The 14,803-nt window shown below is 69.1% G+C and carries 13 protein-coding genes and 1 pseudogene; 9 read left to right on the forward strand and 5 right to left on the reverse strand.

What is annotated here, in order from left to right:
* From IB257_RS27615 to IB257_RS27625, 3 genes and pseudogenes are all read right to left on the reverse strand, one after another.
* Positions 1 to 291, reverse strand: a pseudogene (locus IB257_RS27615) (lytic murein transglycosylase); the annotation flags it as partial.
* Between the two features lie 415 nt (positions 292 to 706).
* Positions 707 to 2,092 carry an MATE family efflux transporter gene (locus IB257_RS27620; RefSeq protein WP_054452648.1) on the reverse strand — a complete coding sequence of 462 codons (1,386 nt, stop codon included), beginning with the start codon at positions 2,090 to 2,092 and terminating at the stop codon, positions 707 to 709.
* A gap of 54 nt (positions 2,093 to 2,146) precedes the next feature.
* The gene (locus IB257_RS27625; RefSeq protein ID WP_082400867.1) at positions 2,147 to 2,824 is read right to left on the reverse strand and encodes a hypothetical protein; all 678 of its coding nucleotides are present in this window, start codon (positions 2,822 to 2,824) and stop codon (positions 2,147 to 2,149) included.
* Positions 2,825 to 3,031: 207 nt separating this feature from the next.
* Here IB257_RS27625 and IB257_RS27630 point away from each other — a divergent pair, with 207 nt between their 5' ends.
* The 4 genes from IB257_RS27630 (at position 3,032) to IB257_RS27645 (ending at position 7,414) form a co-directional block, all read left to right on the forward strand.
* Positions 3,032 to 3,967: a LysR family transcriptional regulator gene (locus tag IB257_RS27630; protein ID WP_054452654.1), complete on the forward strand. Its 936-nt coding sequence runs from the start codon at positions 3,032 to 3,034 to the stop codon at positions 3,965 to 3,967.
* A gap of 58 nt (positions 3,968 to 4,025) precedes the next feature.
* Positions 4,026 to 4,976 carry an adenosine deaminase gene (locus tag IB257_RS27635; protein WP_054452656.1) on the forward strand — a complete coding sequence of 317 codons (951 nt, stop codon included), beginning with the start codon at positions 4,026 to 4,028 and terminating at the stop codon, positions 4,974 to 4,976.
* 145 nt (positions 4,977 to 5,121) lie between these two features.
* Entirely contained in the window at positions 5,122 to 6,390 is a 1,269-nt protein-coding gene (locus IB257_RS27640) for a carboxylesterase family protein (RefSeq protein ID WP_192493129.1), read from the forward strand.
* A gap of 73 nt (positions 6,391 to 6,463) precedes the next feature.
* Entirely contained in the window at positions 6,464 to 7,414 is a 951-nt protein-coding gene (locus IB257_RS27645) for a tripartite tricarboxylate transporter substrate binding protein (protein WP_192493130.1), read from the forward strand.
* A 37-nt stretch (positions 7,415 to 7,451) separates the two neighbouring features.
* Here IB257_RS27645 and IB257_RS27650 read toward each other — a convergent pair whose 3' ends face one another.
* Complete coding sequence (locus IB257_RS27650; RefSeq protein WP_054452665.1) at positions 7,452 to 8,084, reverse strand: TetR/AcrR family transcriptional regulator; 633 nt, start codon at positions 8,082 to 8,084, stop codon at positions 7,452 to 7,454.
* A 145-nt stretch (positions 8,085 to 8,229) separates the two neighbouring features.
* Between IB257_RS27650 and IB257_RS27655 the strand changes: the two genes are divergently transcribed.
* The 4 genes from IB257_RS27655 to IB257_RS27670 all read left to right on the forward strand — a co-directional run bounded on the left by IB257_RS27655 (position 8,230) and on the right by IB257_RS27670 (position 13,335).
* Positions 8,230 to 9,723, forward strand: coding sequence for an MFS transporter (locus tag IB257_RS27655; protein ID WP_192493131.1), 1,494 nt, complete (start codon positions 8,230 to 8,232; stop codon positions 9,721 to 9,723).
* 144 nt (positions 9,724 to 9,867) lie between these two features.
* Positions 9,868 to 11,256, forward strand: coding sequence for an amidohydrolase (locus tag IB257_RS27660; protein ID WP_088156934.1), 1,389 nt, complete (start codon positions 9,868 to 9,870; stop codon positions 11,254 to 11,256).
* A gap of 148 nt (positions 11,257 to 11,404) precedes the next feature.
* Positions 11,405 to 12,382 (forward strand): tripartite tricarboxylate transporter substrate binding protein, encoded by a 978-nt coding sequence (locus IB257_RS27665; protein WP_192493132.1) that lies wholly within the window; start codon positions 11,405 to 11,407, stop codon positions 12,380 to 12,382.
* Positions 12,379 to 13,335 carry a BMP family ABC transporter substrate-binding protein gene (locus IB257_RS27670; protein ID WP_192493133.1) on the forward strand — a complete coding sequence of 319 codons (957 nt, stop codon included), beginning with the start codon at positions 12,379 to 12,381 and terminating at the stop codon, positions 13,333 to 13,335. Before IB257_RS27665 ends, IB257_RS27670 begins: the two co-directional genes overlap by 4 nt.
* Here the strand turns inward: IB257_RS27670 and IB257_RS27675 are convergent.
* Positions 13,308 to 13,805 (reverse strand): GNAT family N-acetyltransferase, encoded by a 498-nt coding sequence (locus IB257_RS27675; RefSeq protein WP_125472631.1) that lies wholly within the window; start codon positions 13,803 to 13,805, stop codon positions 13,308 to 13,310. The genes IB257_RS27670 and IB257_RS27675 overlap by 28 nt on opposite strands.
* A 176-nt stretch (positions 13,806 to 13,981) precedes the next feature.
* On the opposite strand from IB257_RS27675, the gene IB257_RS27680 reads away from it, so the two are divergent.
* Positions 13,982 to 14,785, forward strand: a complete 804-nt coding sequence (locus IB257_RS27680; RefSeq protein WP_192493134.1) for an aspartate dehydrogenase — start codon at positions 13,982 to 13,984, stop codon at positions 14,783 to 14,785.
* Positions 14,786 to 14,803 lie beyond the last annotated feature (18 nt).

Consider the following 14,803-nt stretch of genomic DNA (forward strand, 5'->3'; position numbering starts at 1 on the left):
GGGCAAGCTTGCCGGCGCGGGCGCAGCCGACCTGGGAGGCAACACCTGGCCGGCCCGGTCATCGGCCGGAGCCGCCGGCGCGGTGGCGGCTGGCGCGGGAGCGTCGTCGAAGCTGCGTTTGGGCGTCAGGGCCGGCAGGGTCTGCACCGGCACCGACGGCTGGGCGCGCGATCCAGTGGCTGAAGCAGGCCCCTGCGCCTGAGCGGCGCCGGCTGCGGCGGCGGCAAAAGCCGCGGCCAGCAGCACACGGGAGAAGGTGTCGATTCGAAGGCGTACGGAACGCTGACGCATGGCAATCCTGAAAAATCGAAGTCAGCCGGGATCGTACCGCGACCGGCCGTCAAAATCGAACGGCCTCCTGGGCAGGCCCGCCCGCATTGCCACCCAAACGCCTTGCAGGCTGGAAGCGACTTCGCGGCGCCCTAGGCGACTCTCAGCCGAGGCTGCCCGGAGCCATCCGAAGCGCAGCCCCACCGGGGCGAGCATCGGAATGGCGCAGGGTGGCCTCGGCGGCTAAAGGACTCTGACATCCGCAAGCTCGAATCCCTGCCACCCGCACTTCGGTTTTGGGAAGCACGGTTCTTGAGCCGCCGGCGTCCGGACTGCGGGATTCCGATGCTCGCCCCGGTGGGGCTGCGCTTCGGATCCCTCCGCCCGGTCACCGGCTCACGGCATCTACCCATGAAGGGGATCCGAAAACAGTGTATTAGGCAGCCTGCCGCGCTTGCGCCGCCGCGCTCGCGGGCGGCGCGCGCAGCACGCGCCGGCACAGCAGCATGGCGATCAGGCTGAACAGGGCAAAGCCCACGGTCTGCCCCGCCAACACGCCTTCCGGGCCGCCGTAATGCGCGCCCAGCCAGACGAAGGGCAAGGTGCCCACAGTGGCGCGCAGCCAGCCGATGGCGGTGGAGTACGTGGCATAGCCCAGGTTGTTGAACACCGCGACGGCGACGAAGTACAGGCTGTTGAGCGCCCAGGCGAAACTGCCGTAGCGGCAGAAAAAAACGATCAGGTCGCGCCCAGGTCCGGTCACCTGGAACAGATCCGGCATCCAGGGCGCCAGCAAGGCCAGCAGGACCGCCACGCCGAAGCCATACGTCAAGGACCAGCGCGCGGTCAGGCGCGCCGTCTCCTGTACGCGGTCCCATTGCCCTGCGCCCAGGTTCTGCCCCAGGATGGGCCCGATGGCGCCGGGCAGTACGAAGAACAGCGCGTAGGCCAGTTGCAGCACCCGGTCCACCACGGTGGCGCCCGCCATCACGCTGGAGCCGAAGCCGGCGTATGTGGACAGGGTGAAGATGACTGCCGCGGGCGTGGCCAGCGTGGTCAGCGCGGCAGGCAAGGCGATCCGCCCAATTGCGGCCAGGTGCGCACGCAGCGCGGCGCCGGCGGGCCAAGTCACCAGGCGATGCTTGCCGAACACCAGCCAGGCGCCCAGCGCCACTGTGACCAGGCGGCCCATGCCGCCGGCCCAGGCCACGCCCTCCATGCCACCGTCCAGCACGAAGATGACCAGCGGATCCAGCGCCGCGACCGCCGCCGTCCCCGCCAGCAGCACCCACATGGACTGGCGGCCATGGCCGGCGGCGCGCAACAGGTTGGACAGCATCATGCCCACGCCCATCACGACCGCGAACGGGGTCGTGATGAGCACATAGGACAGCAGATGCGCGCGCACGTCCTCCGCCAGGTCGATGGCTGCCGTGTAGGGACCGATCACGGCCAGGAACAACGCGCCGGACACGAGCGCGGCGGCAACCATCAGCACCAGCGAGGCGCCCGCCAGCGCGCGGGCGCGCGGCGCATCGCCCGCCCCCAGCGCGCGCGACACCAGGGCCGTGCCGCCCACGCTCACGCCGATGCAGACCGAGATGATGGTGAACTGCGTCATCGATCCGAAGCCCACCGCGCCCAGCACCGCCTCGTCCTTGAGCGTGCCCAGGTACAGCAGCGACAGGAACTCCACCGCGAACACGGCCAGCATGCTGGCCCAGCCGGTCAGGACCATTTCCAGCACATGCGGGCCCATCGGCCCGGAGACGAAGCGGGCGCGCGGGTCGGATGCGGCGGAGGACAGGTTTTCAGAGGTCATGAGGCTCGTGGATGGAGCGCGGTCAGACCGCGCGGTGAATTGCCAGGCCCGCGTTCAGCGGCCCGCGGGCGCGAACCAATACTGGTACACGCTGCCCTCATTCGAATACCAGGGCAACAGGCCGATGGTGTCGGATTCCCGGCCCACCGTCACCAGCAGGCCTCCCGCCTCGGGCCGCAGCAGCGCCACGTGGCGCCGCACACCCATGGACTCGTACTGGCGCCAGTCGTGCCGCACGCTGATCCACAGCCGGCCCTGCGTGCAACCGCCAAGGCGCCGGATGCCATCCGGCCTCGAAGGCTGGGCCGCGCCAGGCAGGGCGGCAGGATCCTGCTCGCCGTTCAACTGCGGCAGGCGGCCCAAGGCGCGCGCGCCCTGCCCGTCCAGCGCCAATATCTCCCATCCGTCCGCGGCGGCCGTGAAAGCCACAGTGGCCTCGGGTCCGGAACGCCATTCCGGCAACGGGTTGTCGGACATGCCCGGAAGGTCCAGGGGATACTGCAGGAACTTGCGCAGGTCCATCGATGCGCCGGCCTCGCGGTCGCCAGACACGAACTCGCCTTGCGCCCGATAGACGCCGGCCAGATCCGGGCATTCGGCCGGATCCGATGGCAGCGCCGCAAGCGTCCCGTCCCGAAACGGAGGCCAGGCAACCGACACCCCGTCGACCCGGGATGCGCCGCAGCCGCTCAAAGCCAGCGCAGCCAGCGCCGCCGCTGCAAGCCTGCTCACTCTCCACGCGCCGCACACCGCTGCCTTCATGCCTGCCCTCTGCTCTTGCCGGCCGCCGCGCTGGCCCAGGCCGCGCGTCCGACTATCGGTCTGGCGCGAACTATATCCGAATCCCGGCCGGCCGAATCCCGGCCGGCCGAATCCCGCACCGCGTTGCCAAGCGCGCGCCGGGAGAGAATAATCGGCTACTCCCCTCCGACCCGCGCCATGACACCGTTCCGAGGCAAGCTCCGCATCCGGCATCTGGAAATCGTGCTGACCGTCGCCGAATTGGGCAACCTGTCCAAGGCCGCCACGCAATTGCACAGCACACAGTCGGGGCTGTCGCGCGCCATCGCCGAGATCGAAGAGCTGGTCGGCGCGCGGCTGTTCGAACGCACCGCCCGCGGCACCACCTGCACGCCGCTGGGCGAAACCATGTGCCGCCATGCCCGCCTGCTGCTCACCGACTTCCGCAAGGCCGAGATCGATCTCGCCGCGGTCTCGCGCGGCGACGAGGGCAGCCTGACGGTAGGCTGTTTTTCGATGTTCGCGGGCTGGCCGGTGGCCGAGGCCGCGCGCGCCTACCGCCAGGCTTATCCGCGCATCACGCTCACCATCGAAATCGGCACGCATGAACGGCTGATCGAAGACCTGGACGCCGGCGCGCTGGACGTGCTGATCAGCCGCTTCTCGTCCACCGTCAATCCGCAGGTCTACCGCTCCACCACGCTGCTGGAAGATCCGGTAGTGCTGGCCTGCGCGACGCATCATCCGCTGGCCGGCCAGCCCGGCGCCACGCTGGCCGACTACGTGGCCTATCCCTGGATCACCGCCCTGCCCGGCAGCCGCATCCGCGGCGAACTGGAAATGTCGCTGCGCCAGGCGGGGCTGGCGATTCCGGATATGATCGGCGCCCTGTCGCTGGAATTCGGCCGCGAAATGCTGCTGGACGGCCTGTATCTGTGGATGCTGCCCGGCAGCGTGGCCGCTATCCGGCAGGCGCGCGGCGAGCTGGTGGTCCTGGCCGACCGGCCGGTCCTGCGCAAGTCGCCGCTGGCGGCCATCTGGCGCCGCGACCGCCCCAGCACGCGGCAGGCGCGCGCCTTCGCCGCCCAGCTCCAGCTCGCCATCCAGGCCGACGCCGTCGCATTGACCGCCTGAGCCTGCCGGCGCGTTGCGCGTTATTCTGGACAGGCAACACTTTTTGATCGGAGCACCCATGTACGACTGGCTCAACGCACTGCCCAAGGCGGAATTGCACCTGCACCTGGAAGGTTCGCTCGAACCCGAGCTGCTGTTCCGGCTGGCGCAGCGCAACGGCGTGGCGCTGCCGTGGCCGGACATCGAGTCCCTGCGCGCGGCCTACGACTACGGCAATCTCCAGGAATTCCTGGACCTCTATTACCGCGGCGCGGACGTGCTGCGCACCGAGCAGGATTTCTACGACCTGACCTGGGCCTATCTGCTCAAGTGCCGCGAGCAGAACGTCGTTCATACCGAACCCTTCTTCGACCCGCAGACCCATACCGATCGCGGCGTGCCGTTCGACGTAGTGCTGACCGGCATCAACCAGGCCCTCGAAGACGGCCGCAAGCAGCTGGGCGTAAGCAGCGGACTGATCCTGAGCTTTCTGCGTCATCTGCCCGAAGAGCAGGCCATGCGCACCCTGGAAGCCGCCCTGCCCCACCGCGACGCGTTCATCGCCGTCGGCCTGGACAGCAGCGAAATGGGCTTTCCGCCGCGTCTGTTCCAGCGCGTGTTCGACCGCGCCCGCGCCGAGGGACTGCCGGGCGTTGCGCACGCCGGCGAGGAAGGCCCGCCGGAATACATCTGGGAAGCGCTGGACCTGCTGAAGGTGCTGCGCATCGACCACGGCGTGCGCGCCGCCGAAGACCCGAAATTGATTGCGCGCCTGATCGACGAGCAGATCCCGCTGACGGTCTGTCCGCTATCCAACACCCGGCTGCGCGTGTTCCAGCACATGCGCGACCACAACATCCTGTCGCTGCTGGACGCGGGCGTGAAGGTCACCGTCAACTCCGACGATCCCGCGTATTTCGGCGGCTACGTCAACGAGAACTTCCACGCGCTGTACGAGCATCTGGGCATGTCGCGGGCGCAGGCCCAGGCCCTGGCGGACAACAGCCTGGACGCGCGCATCCTCAAGTAGCCGGCGCTCCGGCCCCAGCCATGCGGATTGCGCATGGCAATGTTCAAAACCTGCATGCCTGGCGCGGCCCATTCCTCCCTACCATAGTCCGACCGCCGCGGCGCCTGCCGCGGCCGGGCTACAGACCAGAAACAAGGGGCAGGATATGAGTCAGTTCGTGGAAGCGTCGCTGCAGGCAGGCACGCTGACCGGCATGCAGGAGAGCGGCGTGTGCCGCTACAGCGCCATTCCCTACGCGCAGGCGCCCGTTGGCCGCCTGCGCTTTGCACCGCCGCAGCCCGCAGCATGGCGCGGCAAGCTTGACGCCACCCGGCCGGGACCGGTCGCGCCGCAACTGCCCTCGCGCCTGCGCGGTGCCATGGGCGACTTCGACGCCGAACAATCCGAGGACTGCCTGCACCTGACCGTATGGACGCCCGCCGCCGACGGCAGGCGGCGGCCGGTCGTCGTGTGGCTGCATGGCGGCGCCTGGCAAAGCGGCGGCGGCGCGCTGGACTGGTATGACGGCGCGAACCTCGCGCAGCGCGGCGACATGGTGGTGGTCGCGGTCAACTACCGGCTGGCCGCGCTGGGCTGGCTGTACGTGCCTGGCCAGACGGCCAACGCGGGCCTGCTGGACCAGGAAGCCGCCATCGATTGGGTGCTGGACAACATCCAGGACCTGGGCGGCGATCCCGAGCAAGTCACCGTCATGGGCCAGTCGGCGGGCGCATCCTCGATCTGCGCCATGCTGGCGCGCCAGCCGCGCTTCTCCCGCGCCATCCTGCAAAGCGCGGCGCTGGGCCGGGGGTTTCGCAGCGCAAAGCAGGCCGATGCGCTGGGACAGGCCTTCCTGCGCGCCGCGGGAGCCGCTTCCCTGGAAGCCGCGCGCGAACTGCCCGTGGCGGCATTGCTGGCGGCGCAGCAGGCGCCCGCCGTCGCCGAAACCCTGCGCGCCGAAGGCAGCAGCCGCAGCCAGTTCGCGCCGGTGCTCGACGGCCAGGTGCTGCCACAGGACATCGCCCCCGCGCTCAAGCGGGCCTCGTCCCGCGCCGACGTGCTGGTCTGCTACACGCGCGACGAAATGGCCGCCTTTCCCGGCAATGGCCGCACTGCCTCCGACCAGGATCTGGGCGACGCGGTATTCGGTGCGCCCTCGCGCCAGTGGGCCGCCGACGCCGCGGCCCAAGGCCGCCAAGCCTGGCTGGCGCGCTTCGACGTGGCGCCCACGGCGACTTTCGGCGCCTGCCATTGCATCGAGCTGCCCTTCGTCTTCGACACACTGTCTGCGTACACCGGCGCGCCCATGCTTGCCGGCCTGCCGGCGGAACAGGCGCGGCAGCTTGCACGCGCCACGCAGCAGGCGTGGATCGCGTTCATCCGCGGCGACGCGCCAGGCTGGCCGTCGGCCCCGCACATGCAGATCCTGGCCTGAGCCGGGACGGCCTGCGCGCTGGCGCGAGCGGACGCCGCCCGCGCATCCAACACATCAAAACAAGGGGAATTCCATGTTCAAGCAAACCGCGCTCGCGCTGGCGCTGCTGGCGCCGCTGGCGGCTACCGCCGCCTATCCCGACAAACCCGTCAAGATCATCGTCTCCAACCCGCCCGGCGGTCCCGTGGACGTCATGCTGCGCGTGCTGGCCAGCAAACTGGGCGCTGCCTGGGGCCAGCCCGTGGTGGTGGAGAACAAGCCGGGCGCGTCCGGCATCATCAGCACCGGCGCATTGGTCAAGTCCGCGCCCGACGGCTACACCTTGGGCATGGTCGTGGCCTCGTCCGTCACCATCGTGCCCTTCGCGGTGGACAGCCTGCCATTCGATACGCAGAAGGACCTCAAGCCGATCTCGCTGGTGGCGCGCACGCCCTTCATCTTCATCGTGCCCAAGGACAGTCCGCTCAAGACCTGGGAAGACTTCGTGCGCGAAAGCAAGACGCGCAACCTCAGCGTGGGCTCGTTCTCCATCGGCACGGCGTTCCACCTGGTCTGGGAACAGACGGCGCGGCGCGCCGGCATCAAGGCCTTGTACGTGCCCTCGTCTTCGTCGGGCAAGACGCAGAACGACCTGATCGGCGGCCAGCTCGACGTGGGCCTGGACGCGCCTTCGAGTTCCAAGGGCCTGATCGACAGCGGCCGCCTGCGCGCGCTGGCGATCACCAGCCCGGAGCGCTTCGGCGGCCTGCCCGACACGCCCACGCTGAAGGAATCCGGATTGAAGGACTACGCGCCGCAGCCCTGGATCGGACTGATGGCGCCCGCCGGCATTCCGGACGACCGCGTGGCGCTGATCCAGAAATCAGTGGCGGACATACTGAAGGAACCCGCGATGCGCGCGCAGATGGAAACCCTGGGCATGATTCCCATCGGCAGCACGCCAGAGGAACTGGCCGCGACCATCGAAGCCGACCGCGCCGACATGGGACCGCTGATCAAGGAGCTGGGCATCAAGCTGCAATAGCGGCGCATGCGGCGGCGCGGGTCTGAAGCCGCGCCCCTCAGCCCGCGCCCAGCGTGCGCAGGAACATCGCCGACAAGGGGCCGGACAGCGCTTGCGCGTCCCGCCGGCCCTGAGCGATGGAAGCGTCCACCGCGCCATGCATGCCGTGGTACAGGACGATGGCGGCCAGCGCCGCGTCGTCCAGCTTCCAGCAGCCGGCGCGCGCGCCGGCCTCGAGTATGGCTTCCAGCTGTTCCAGCACGGCGCTCTTTTCGGCCACGCCGCGGTCGGGATGCTGGGCGTCGTGGAACACCACATCATGCAGTTCGTAGCCGTCGAAGTAAGCCTCGACGCCGGCGCGAGTCCAGGCGCGCAGCCGCGCCACGCCGTCCTCCGGCGCACAGGCCTGCACTTCGCGGTCGATATGGTCCAGGAACCCTTGCGAGAACTTGGCCCGCAGCGCCGCCAGCATGTCGTTCTTGGACGTGAAGTAGTGATAGAAGGTGCCCTTGGCCACGCCGGCGCGTTCCACGATCTCGTTGATGGTCGTGGCCTCGACGCCCTTCTGGATAAAGAGCGCTTGCGCGGCCGCCATCAACTCGTCCAGCCGCACGGCGGCCGGCTTGGTGCGGGGCTTGGGAGCGGCGTCCGGGCCAGGCAGGGAAAGCGGGTCGGCGGGAGCAGCGGGCATATCGTCCAGGGGTCAGGTCAGCAGCAAGGCGCCAGTGTAGAGGAGGCACTGGGCCGGAATCAAAAGCTGAGAATCGTTCTTCTTTTCATTGACCGACGGTCGGTCGATGCATAGAATACCCCTTCCCCCCACTCTGCGTCCCGCCATGCATCCCGCACGCCGCCGCGCCCTGGTCCTTGCCGTCAACCTGGGCAGCTTCATCACCATCCTGGACATCAGCATCGTCAACGTGGCGCTGCCCACCATGCAGGCGGCCCTGCGCATCGACATGGCGGGGCTGCAATGGGTGGTGGACGCCTACGCCCTGTTCCTGTCGGCCTTCATGCTGTCGGCGGGACCTCTGGGCGACCGCTATGGCCGCAAGCGTTCCTGGCTGGCGGGCGTGCTGCTGTTCACGGCGGGCTCCGCGCTTTGCGGGCTGGCGGACAACCTTACGGCGCTGCTGATCGGCCGCGCCGTGCAGGGCGTGGCCGGCGCCCTGCTGGTTCCAGGCGCGCTGTCGCTCCTGACCCAGGCCTTTCCCGATCCCAAGGAACGCGCCCAGGCCATCGGCATCTGGGCCTCGTGCAACGCAATTTCGCTCATCGTGGGGCCCATGCTGGGCGGCGTGCTGGTCGCCCACTTCAACTGGCAAAGCATCTTCCTCATCAACCTGCCGGTGGGCGCGCTGGCCATCGCGCTGGGCGCCTGGAGCATCACGGAAAGCGCCCATCCCGAACACGCAGCCTTCGATCCCGCGGGCCAGGCGCTTAGCGTGCTGTGGCTGGGCGCGCTGACCTATGGGCTGATCGCCGCCGGCGAACACGGCTGGGCTGCGCCGCAAGCCACGGTCGCGCTCGCCATCGCCGCCGCCGGGCTGCTCGCCTTTCTGTGGGCTGAGCACCGCGCCGCGCGGCCCATCCTGCCGTTGGGATTGTTCCGCGATGCCGGCTTCGCCATCACCAACTTCGCCTCCTTCGTGCTGGGCTTCTCCGCCTACAGCAGCCTGTTCTTCTTTTCGCTCTACCTGCAGCACGTGCAAGGACTGTCGCCACTGGCCACTGGCTGGCAGTTGGCGCCGCAGTTCGCCGCGGCCGGGCTGGTGTCGCTGGTATTCGGCCGGCTCAACCTGCGCTTTGGCCTGCCGCGCCTGATGATCGCGGGCTTCGCCTTCATCGGCCTGGCCATGCTGGGCATGACGCGCTTCGAAGCGCACACGCCTTACCTCGTGTCCGGCTCCCTGCTGGTCCTGTTGGGCCTGGGCACCGGCCTGGCCGTGCCATCGACCAGCATGGCCGTGATGGCCACGGTGCCGCGCGAGCGTTCCGGCATGGCCTCCGCCACCATGAACGCGCTGCGCCAGACCGGCATGACGATAGGCATCGCGCTCCTGGGCGCGCTGATGAGCGGGCGTGCCATCGAAGCGCTGACGGCCTCGCTCGCGCAACGGGGCGCGCCCGACGCGCGGGCGCTGGCGCGGGCCGCCATCACCTTGCATGAACTGCCGGCGCAACCCGCCAATGCGGCCGAACTGGCCGCCGCCGCGCTGGCCGGCGGCTTCCATGCCGCCATGCTTTTCGCGGGCGCCGCATCGTTGCTGGCGGCACTGTTGCTGCTGTTCCTCGCGCGCGGCGCAAAGAACGTCCTGCACGCCGCATGACTCGCGGATTCCGGCGCGCGGAATTCCATCGGCCGGAATCAAAACAGCCTGTTTTTAAGCGTTGGTAACAAACGCTCGCGCCGCCTTGCGCTTCGGTAAGATCCTCGTCCAATAACAGGTTAACAACCACGAGGAGAGCAAAGCATGCCTTACCGCAAACCCCTGTTCCGCCTGGCCCCGCTGGCGCTCGCCGCACATCTGCTGATGGCGGGTCCGGCCGCCGCGCAAAGCGCGCCAGGCACGCAAGGCCCGCTGGTCCCCGCGCCGAATCCGGCATTGGCCGCGCAGATCGATCAACGCGCCAAGGCCATCGAAGACAAGCTCATCGCCTGGCGCCGAGATATCCACGAACACCCCGAACTGGGCAACCAGGAAAACCGCACCGCCAAGCTGGTCGCCGATCACCTGCGCGCGCTTGGCATGGAAGTGAAAACCGGCGTTGCCGGCACTGGCGTGGTCGCCGTGCTCAAGGGCGGCAAGCCCGGGCCGGTGGTGGCGCTGCGCGCCGACATGGACGCGCTGCCCGTCAAGGAGCAAGTGGACCTGCCCTTCGCGTCCAAGGCCAAGGGCACCTACCTGGGCAAGGAAGTGGACGTGATGCATGCCTGCGGCCACGACACCCACACCGCCATCCTGATGGCCACGGCCGAAGTCCTGGCCGGCATGAAGGACCAGCTCCCCGGCAGCGTGAAGTTCATCTTCCAGCCCGCCGAGGAAAGCCCCGCCGACTTCGAGCCCGACGGCAAGAAGATCTGGGGCGCCAAGATGATGGTGCAGGAAGGCGTGCTGGAGAATCCCAAGGTGGACGCCATCTTCGGCCTGCACGTGTCCAGCGCCTATCCCGCGGGCAAGCTCAGCTGGCGCAGCGGCCCCGCCATGGCCGCCGCCGACCAGTTCTGGATCGACGTCACCGGCAAGCAGACGCACGGCGCGCGGCCCTGGTCCGGCATCGACCCCATCGTGGTCAGCTCGCAGATCATCCTGGGCCTGCAGACCATCCCCAGCCGCCAGATCAACAGCATGCTGGAGCCGGCGGTCATCACCGTGGGCGCCATCCACGGCGGCAACCGCATGAACATCGTGCCGGACAACGTGGCCATGACCGGCACCATCCGCACGTATGACGAAGGCATGAAGAAGGACATCCACCAACGCATCGCGCGCACCGCCGACATGATCGCGCAGAGCGCGGGCGCCAAGGCGGACGTGCGCGTGGTGGAGCTGTACAACGCCACCGTCAACAATCCCGCGCTGACCGAGCAGATGGGGCCGACGCTGCGGCGCGTGGCAGGCGAAGGCAACTACGGCCTGCAGCCCAAATCCACCGCGTCGGAGGACTTCTCGTTCTATCAGGAGAAGGTGCCGGGCATGTTCTTCTACCTGGGCGTGACGCCCAAGGGCACCGACGTCGAGAAGGCTGCGCCGAACCATTCGCCGCGCTTCTACGTCGATGAGTCCGGCCTCATCAACGGCGTGCGCGCGCTGTCGAACCTGACCGTGGACTACATGGCGCAGGCGCAGAAAGGCAGCTGATCCGCGCGCCCCGCGTGCGTTTGAAAAATGCCCGCCGCGCAATGCGGCGGGCATAAGCAAACGGCTACAAATTCTTTGTCAGGCCCGGCCTGGCTTTCTACAGTACGCCCCTTTGCCGCCCCCGCGGCAGTCACGTAGAAGCCACGCCATGCCGATCTCCCGTCGAACCTTCATGCTTGCCGGCGCACTGGCGCTGCCGCTGGCGCGGCCGCGCATCGCGCGCGCCTCCGCCTGGCCCGAGCGTCCGATCCGGCTCATCGTCACCTTCCCGCCCGGCGGCGCGAGCGACATCGCCGCACGCCTCGTCGCGCCCGCGTTGGCCGAACGCTTGGGCCAGCCCATCGTCATCGAGAACAAGCCCGGCGCGGGCTCGACCATAGGCGCGAGCCTGGTCGCGCAGGCGCCCAACGACGGCTACACGCTGCTGATGTCGAACTCGGCGCCGCTGTCCATCTCTCCCGCCCTGATGCCGCAAGGCGGATACGATGCGCTCGCCAGCTTCGACCATATCGCCTATCTGGGCGCGGTGCCCACCGTGTTCGTGGTCCACCCTTCCGTGCCGGTGTCCAGCTTCGCGGAGCTGACCGCCTGGATCCGCGCGCAGGACCAGCCGGTGCAGTACGGCAGCGGCGGACTGGCGTCGGTGGGCCAGATCGTGGGCGAGCTTTATGCCCGGCATACCGGCGCGCGCCTGCAGCACATTCCGTACAAGGGATCTGGCGCCATGCGCAACGATCTGCTGGGCGGCCAGATCCGCTTCGCGGTGGACGCGCTGCCGCAGAACCTGCCCTTCCTGCGATCCGGCCAACTGCGCCTGTTGGCGGTCACCACAAGCAAGCCGGTGCCGCAGGCGCCCGACATCCCCGCAGTGGGCGAGCTGGGGTATCCGGGCCTGATCGCCGAGAACTTCGTCGGCCTGTCCGGTCCCGCCGGCTTGCCGGCCGCGGTCTCGCAGCGCTTGAACGACGCCATCGCGCAGACGCTGGCCAGCGCGGACATCCGCGCCAGGCTGGAGGGACAGGGCTTCGTGCTGGCGCAAAAATCCCCCGCCGAGTTCACCGACTTCGTCCGCCGCCAGGCCGCAGCCTGGGGACCGGTGGTGCGCGCCACGGGAGCCAGCCTGTGAGCGCCCGCCGCATGCTTGTGCTGTTCGGCCATCCGGGCCGCGGCGGCTTCAACGAAGCGGCCGTGCGTGGCGCGGAACGCGCCGCGCAGGCGGGCCAGCCCTTGCAGCTGGAATGGATCGCCGACCACGACGCCGCTGCGCGCGCCGAGCGCCTCGCACAGCTTTGCGCCACCGCTCCCGACCTGGTCATCGTGCATGGCGGCCAGGGCGATGCGCCCGTGGCCGAGGTGGCGCCACGCTATCCGCGCACGCAGTTCGCCATCACGCAGGGGCACCACACCGCCGCCAACGTCGCGTCATACGAGATCCTGCAAGAGCACTCGGCTTTTCTTGCCGGGGTGTTGGCGGGCCTGCGCGTGGCCAACGGGCGGGCCGCCCATCTGTCCGGCGAAAAAGTGCGGGCCGGCCTGAAGGGCCGCGCCGCCTATGCCGATGGCGTGCGGCGCGTCACGGGCCAGGATCCGCTGACCGCCTTCTGCGGCAACCAGCACGATCCGGCGCTGGGCGCGGCCTGGGCACGCGCGCTGTCCGCACGCGACGCCCGCGTACTGTTTGCCATGATGGACGGCGGCCGCGATGGCGTGACGCGCGTGTGCCGCGAAACGGGCGTGTGGCAGATCGGCAATGTGCTGGACTGGGTGGCGCGCGACCCGCAGGTCTATCTGGCATCGGCGCTGGCCGATTCGGGACTGTGCGTGCAGCGCGCCGCCGCCGACCATGCCGCGGGCGCGCTGGCGGTGAGCCGCGTGACCCGTTACGGCCTGGAGGAAGCCGCGTCGCTGCGGCTGGTGCTGGGCACGAAAGTCGGCGCGGAAGAACGCCGTATTTTGGATGAGTGGGCGGGCCGGCTCGCAGCGGGAACCCTGGACATTGCATCCGACTACGCGGGGCCGGAATTCACGCTGCCGCCCCCTGCCCGCGCCGGCTACGCGGTCGCTTCGAACGCCTGGTGATAGGAAACGTCCCCATGCGCCGCACCCGTGTAGACCTGCGCCATGAAGTACTCCGGCGGCACGCCGGGATACGTCAGCGCGGGCGTCTGCGCAAAACCGAATCGCGTGTAGTACGCCGGATCGCCCATCACCACGCAGCCCGCCGCACCCAATGCCTTCAAGCGCGCCAGACCGTCCCGGATCAAGGCCGCGCCTATGCCCCGGCCTTGCAGTTCCGGCAGCACCGCGACCGGCCCCAGGCCGTACCAGTCCGCCGAACCGTCGCTGATCTTCACCGGAGAAAACGCGACATGGCCCGCGACACGCCCGTCCACCCGCGCCACCAGCGACAGCGTCAGCGCGCCGGCCTCGCGCAACGCGTTGGTGATGTGGCCCTCGGTCTGCTGGCTGTGGGGATTGTCTTTGAAGGCGGCCTGCGTCAGCGTGAAGATCGCCTCGCGGTCGTCCGGTGTTTCGGGAAGGATGTGCATGCCTCGACTCCTGTAGGCTCAAGCGCAAAGTGTAGCCGGGCATAGTCGCCATTCCGCATTGACGCCTGCCGGCACGGTGGCTACAGTGGCCGGCAGCCCGGCGCCGCGTCATCGCATCGGCGCCCAGCCCCTTTCCGAACCGCCCGCGGCGCGCCGCGGCCCTACTCTGGACCCCTATGAACAGCTACCGTGTCGGCATCGCCGGCTTCGGCGCCATCGGCCAGGCCGTGGCGCAATCCCTGGATGCCGGCGTGCCCGGCCTGACGCTCACCGCCGTCGCGGTGCGCGATCCCAAGGCTCCGCCGGCCTTTGCCTGGACTCAGACCACGCCCGCCTACACCACCATCGATGCGCTGCACGAACACTGCGACGTGGTCGTGGAATGCGCCCCCGCCGCGGTGTTCCGGGACATCGCCGAACCCGTGCTGCGCGCCGGCAAGAAGATGGTGGTGCTGAGCTCGGGCGCGCTGCTGAGCCATGACGACCTGATCGAACTGGCCCGCCAGCACCACGGCCAGATCCTGGTGCCCTCGGGCGCCATCCTGGGCCTGGACGCCATCACGGCCGCCGCCGAGGGCGTCATCCATTCCGTCACCATGATCACGCGCAAGCCGGTGCGCGGCCTGCTGGGCGCGCCCTACCTGACGGACAACAACATCGATATCGCGGACATCACCGAGCCACGCCTGATCTTCCGCGGCTCGCCACGGGAAGCGGCGGTGGGCTTTCCGGCCAACCTGAACGTGGCGGTCAGCGTGTCGCTGGCCGGCATCGGCCCGGACAAGACCACGCTGGAAATCTGGGCCGATCCCTCGCTGGAACGCAATCTGCACCGCGTCGAGGTCGTGTCCGACTCGGCCTCGTTCTCGATGGAAATCCAGAACATTCCCTCGGCCAATCCCAAGACCGGCCGCATCACCGCGCAAAGCGTGGTCGCCGCGCTGCGCAAGCTGACCGGTCCGCTGCGCGTGGGTACCTGAATCGCGGCGGGCGCCGCG

Source organism: Achromobacter sp. ACM03 (assembly GCF_014851665.1).
Lineage (GTDB): Bacteria > Pseudomonadota > Gammaproteobacteria > Burkholderiales > Burkholderiaceae_B > Achromobacter > Achromobacter aegrifaciens.

Bases quoted from the DNA above. Each gene is read 5' to 3' on its own strand.
- IB257_RS27620 (WP_054452648.1), bottom strand. From the start codon at position 2,092: ATGACCTCTGAAAACCTGTCCTCCGCCGCATCCGACCCGCGCGCCCGC.
- IB257_RS27630 (WP_054452654.1), top strand. From the start codon at position 3,032: ATGACACCGTTCCGAGGCAAGCTCCGCATCCGGCATCTGGAAATCGTG.
- IB257_RS27635 (WP_054452656.1), top strand. From the start codon at position 4,026: ATGTACGACTGGCTCAACGCACTGCCCAAGGCGGAATTGCACCTGCAC.
- IB257_RS27640 (WP_192493129.1), top strand. From the start codon at position 5,122: ATGAGTCAGTTCGTGGAAGCGTCGCTGCAGGCAGGCACGCTGACCGGC.
- IB257_RS27645 (WP_192493130.1), top strand. From the start codon at position 6,464: ATGTTCAAGCAAACCGCGCTCGCGCTGGCGCTGCTGGCGCCGCTGGCG.
- IB257_RS27650 (WP_054452665.1), bottom strand. From the start codon at position 8,084: ATGCCCGCTGCTCCCGCCGACCCGCTTTCCCTGCCTGGCCCGGACGCC.
- IB257_RS27655 (WP_192493131.1), top strand. From the start codon at position 8,230: ATGCATCCCGCACGCCGCCGCGCCCTGGTCCTTGCCGTCAACCTGGGC.
- IB257_RS27660 (WP_088156934.1), top strand. From the start codon at position 9,868: ATGCCTTACCGCAAACCCCTGTTCCGCCTGGCCCCGCTGGCGCTCGCC.
- IB257_RS27665 (WP_192493132.1), top strand. From the start codon at position 11,405: ATGCCGATCTCCCGTCGAACCTTCATGCTTGCCGGCGCACTGGCGCTG.
- IB257_RS27675 (WP_125472631.1), bottom strand. From the start codon at position 13,805: ATGCACATCCTTCCCGAAACACCGGACGACCGCGAGGCGATCTTCACG.
- IB257_RS27680 (WP_192493134.1), top strand. From the start codon at position 13,982: ATGAACAGCTACCGTGTCGGCATCGCCGGCTTCGGCGCCATCGGCCAG.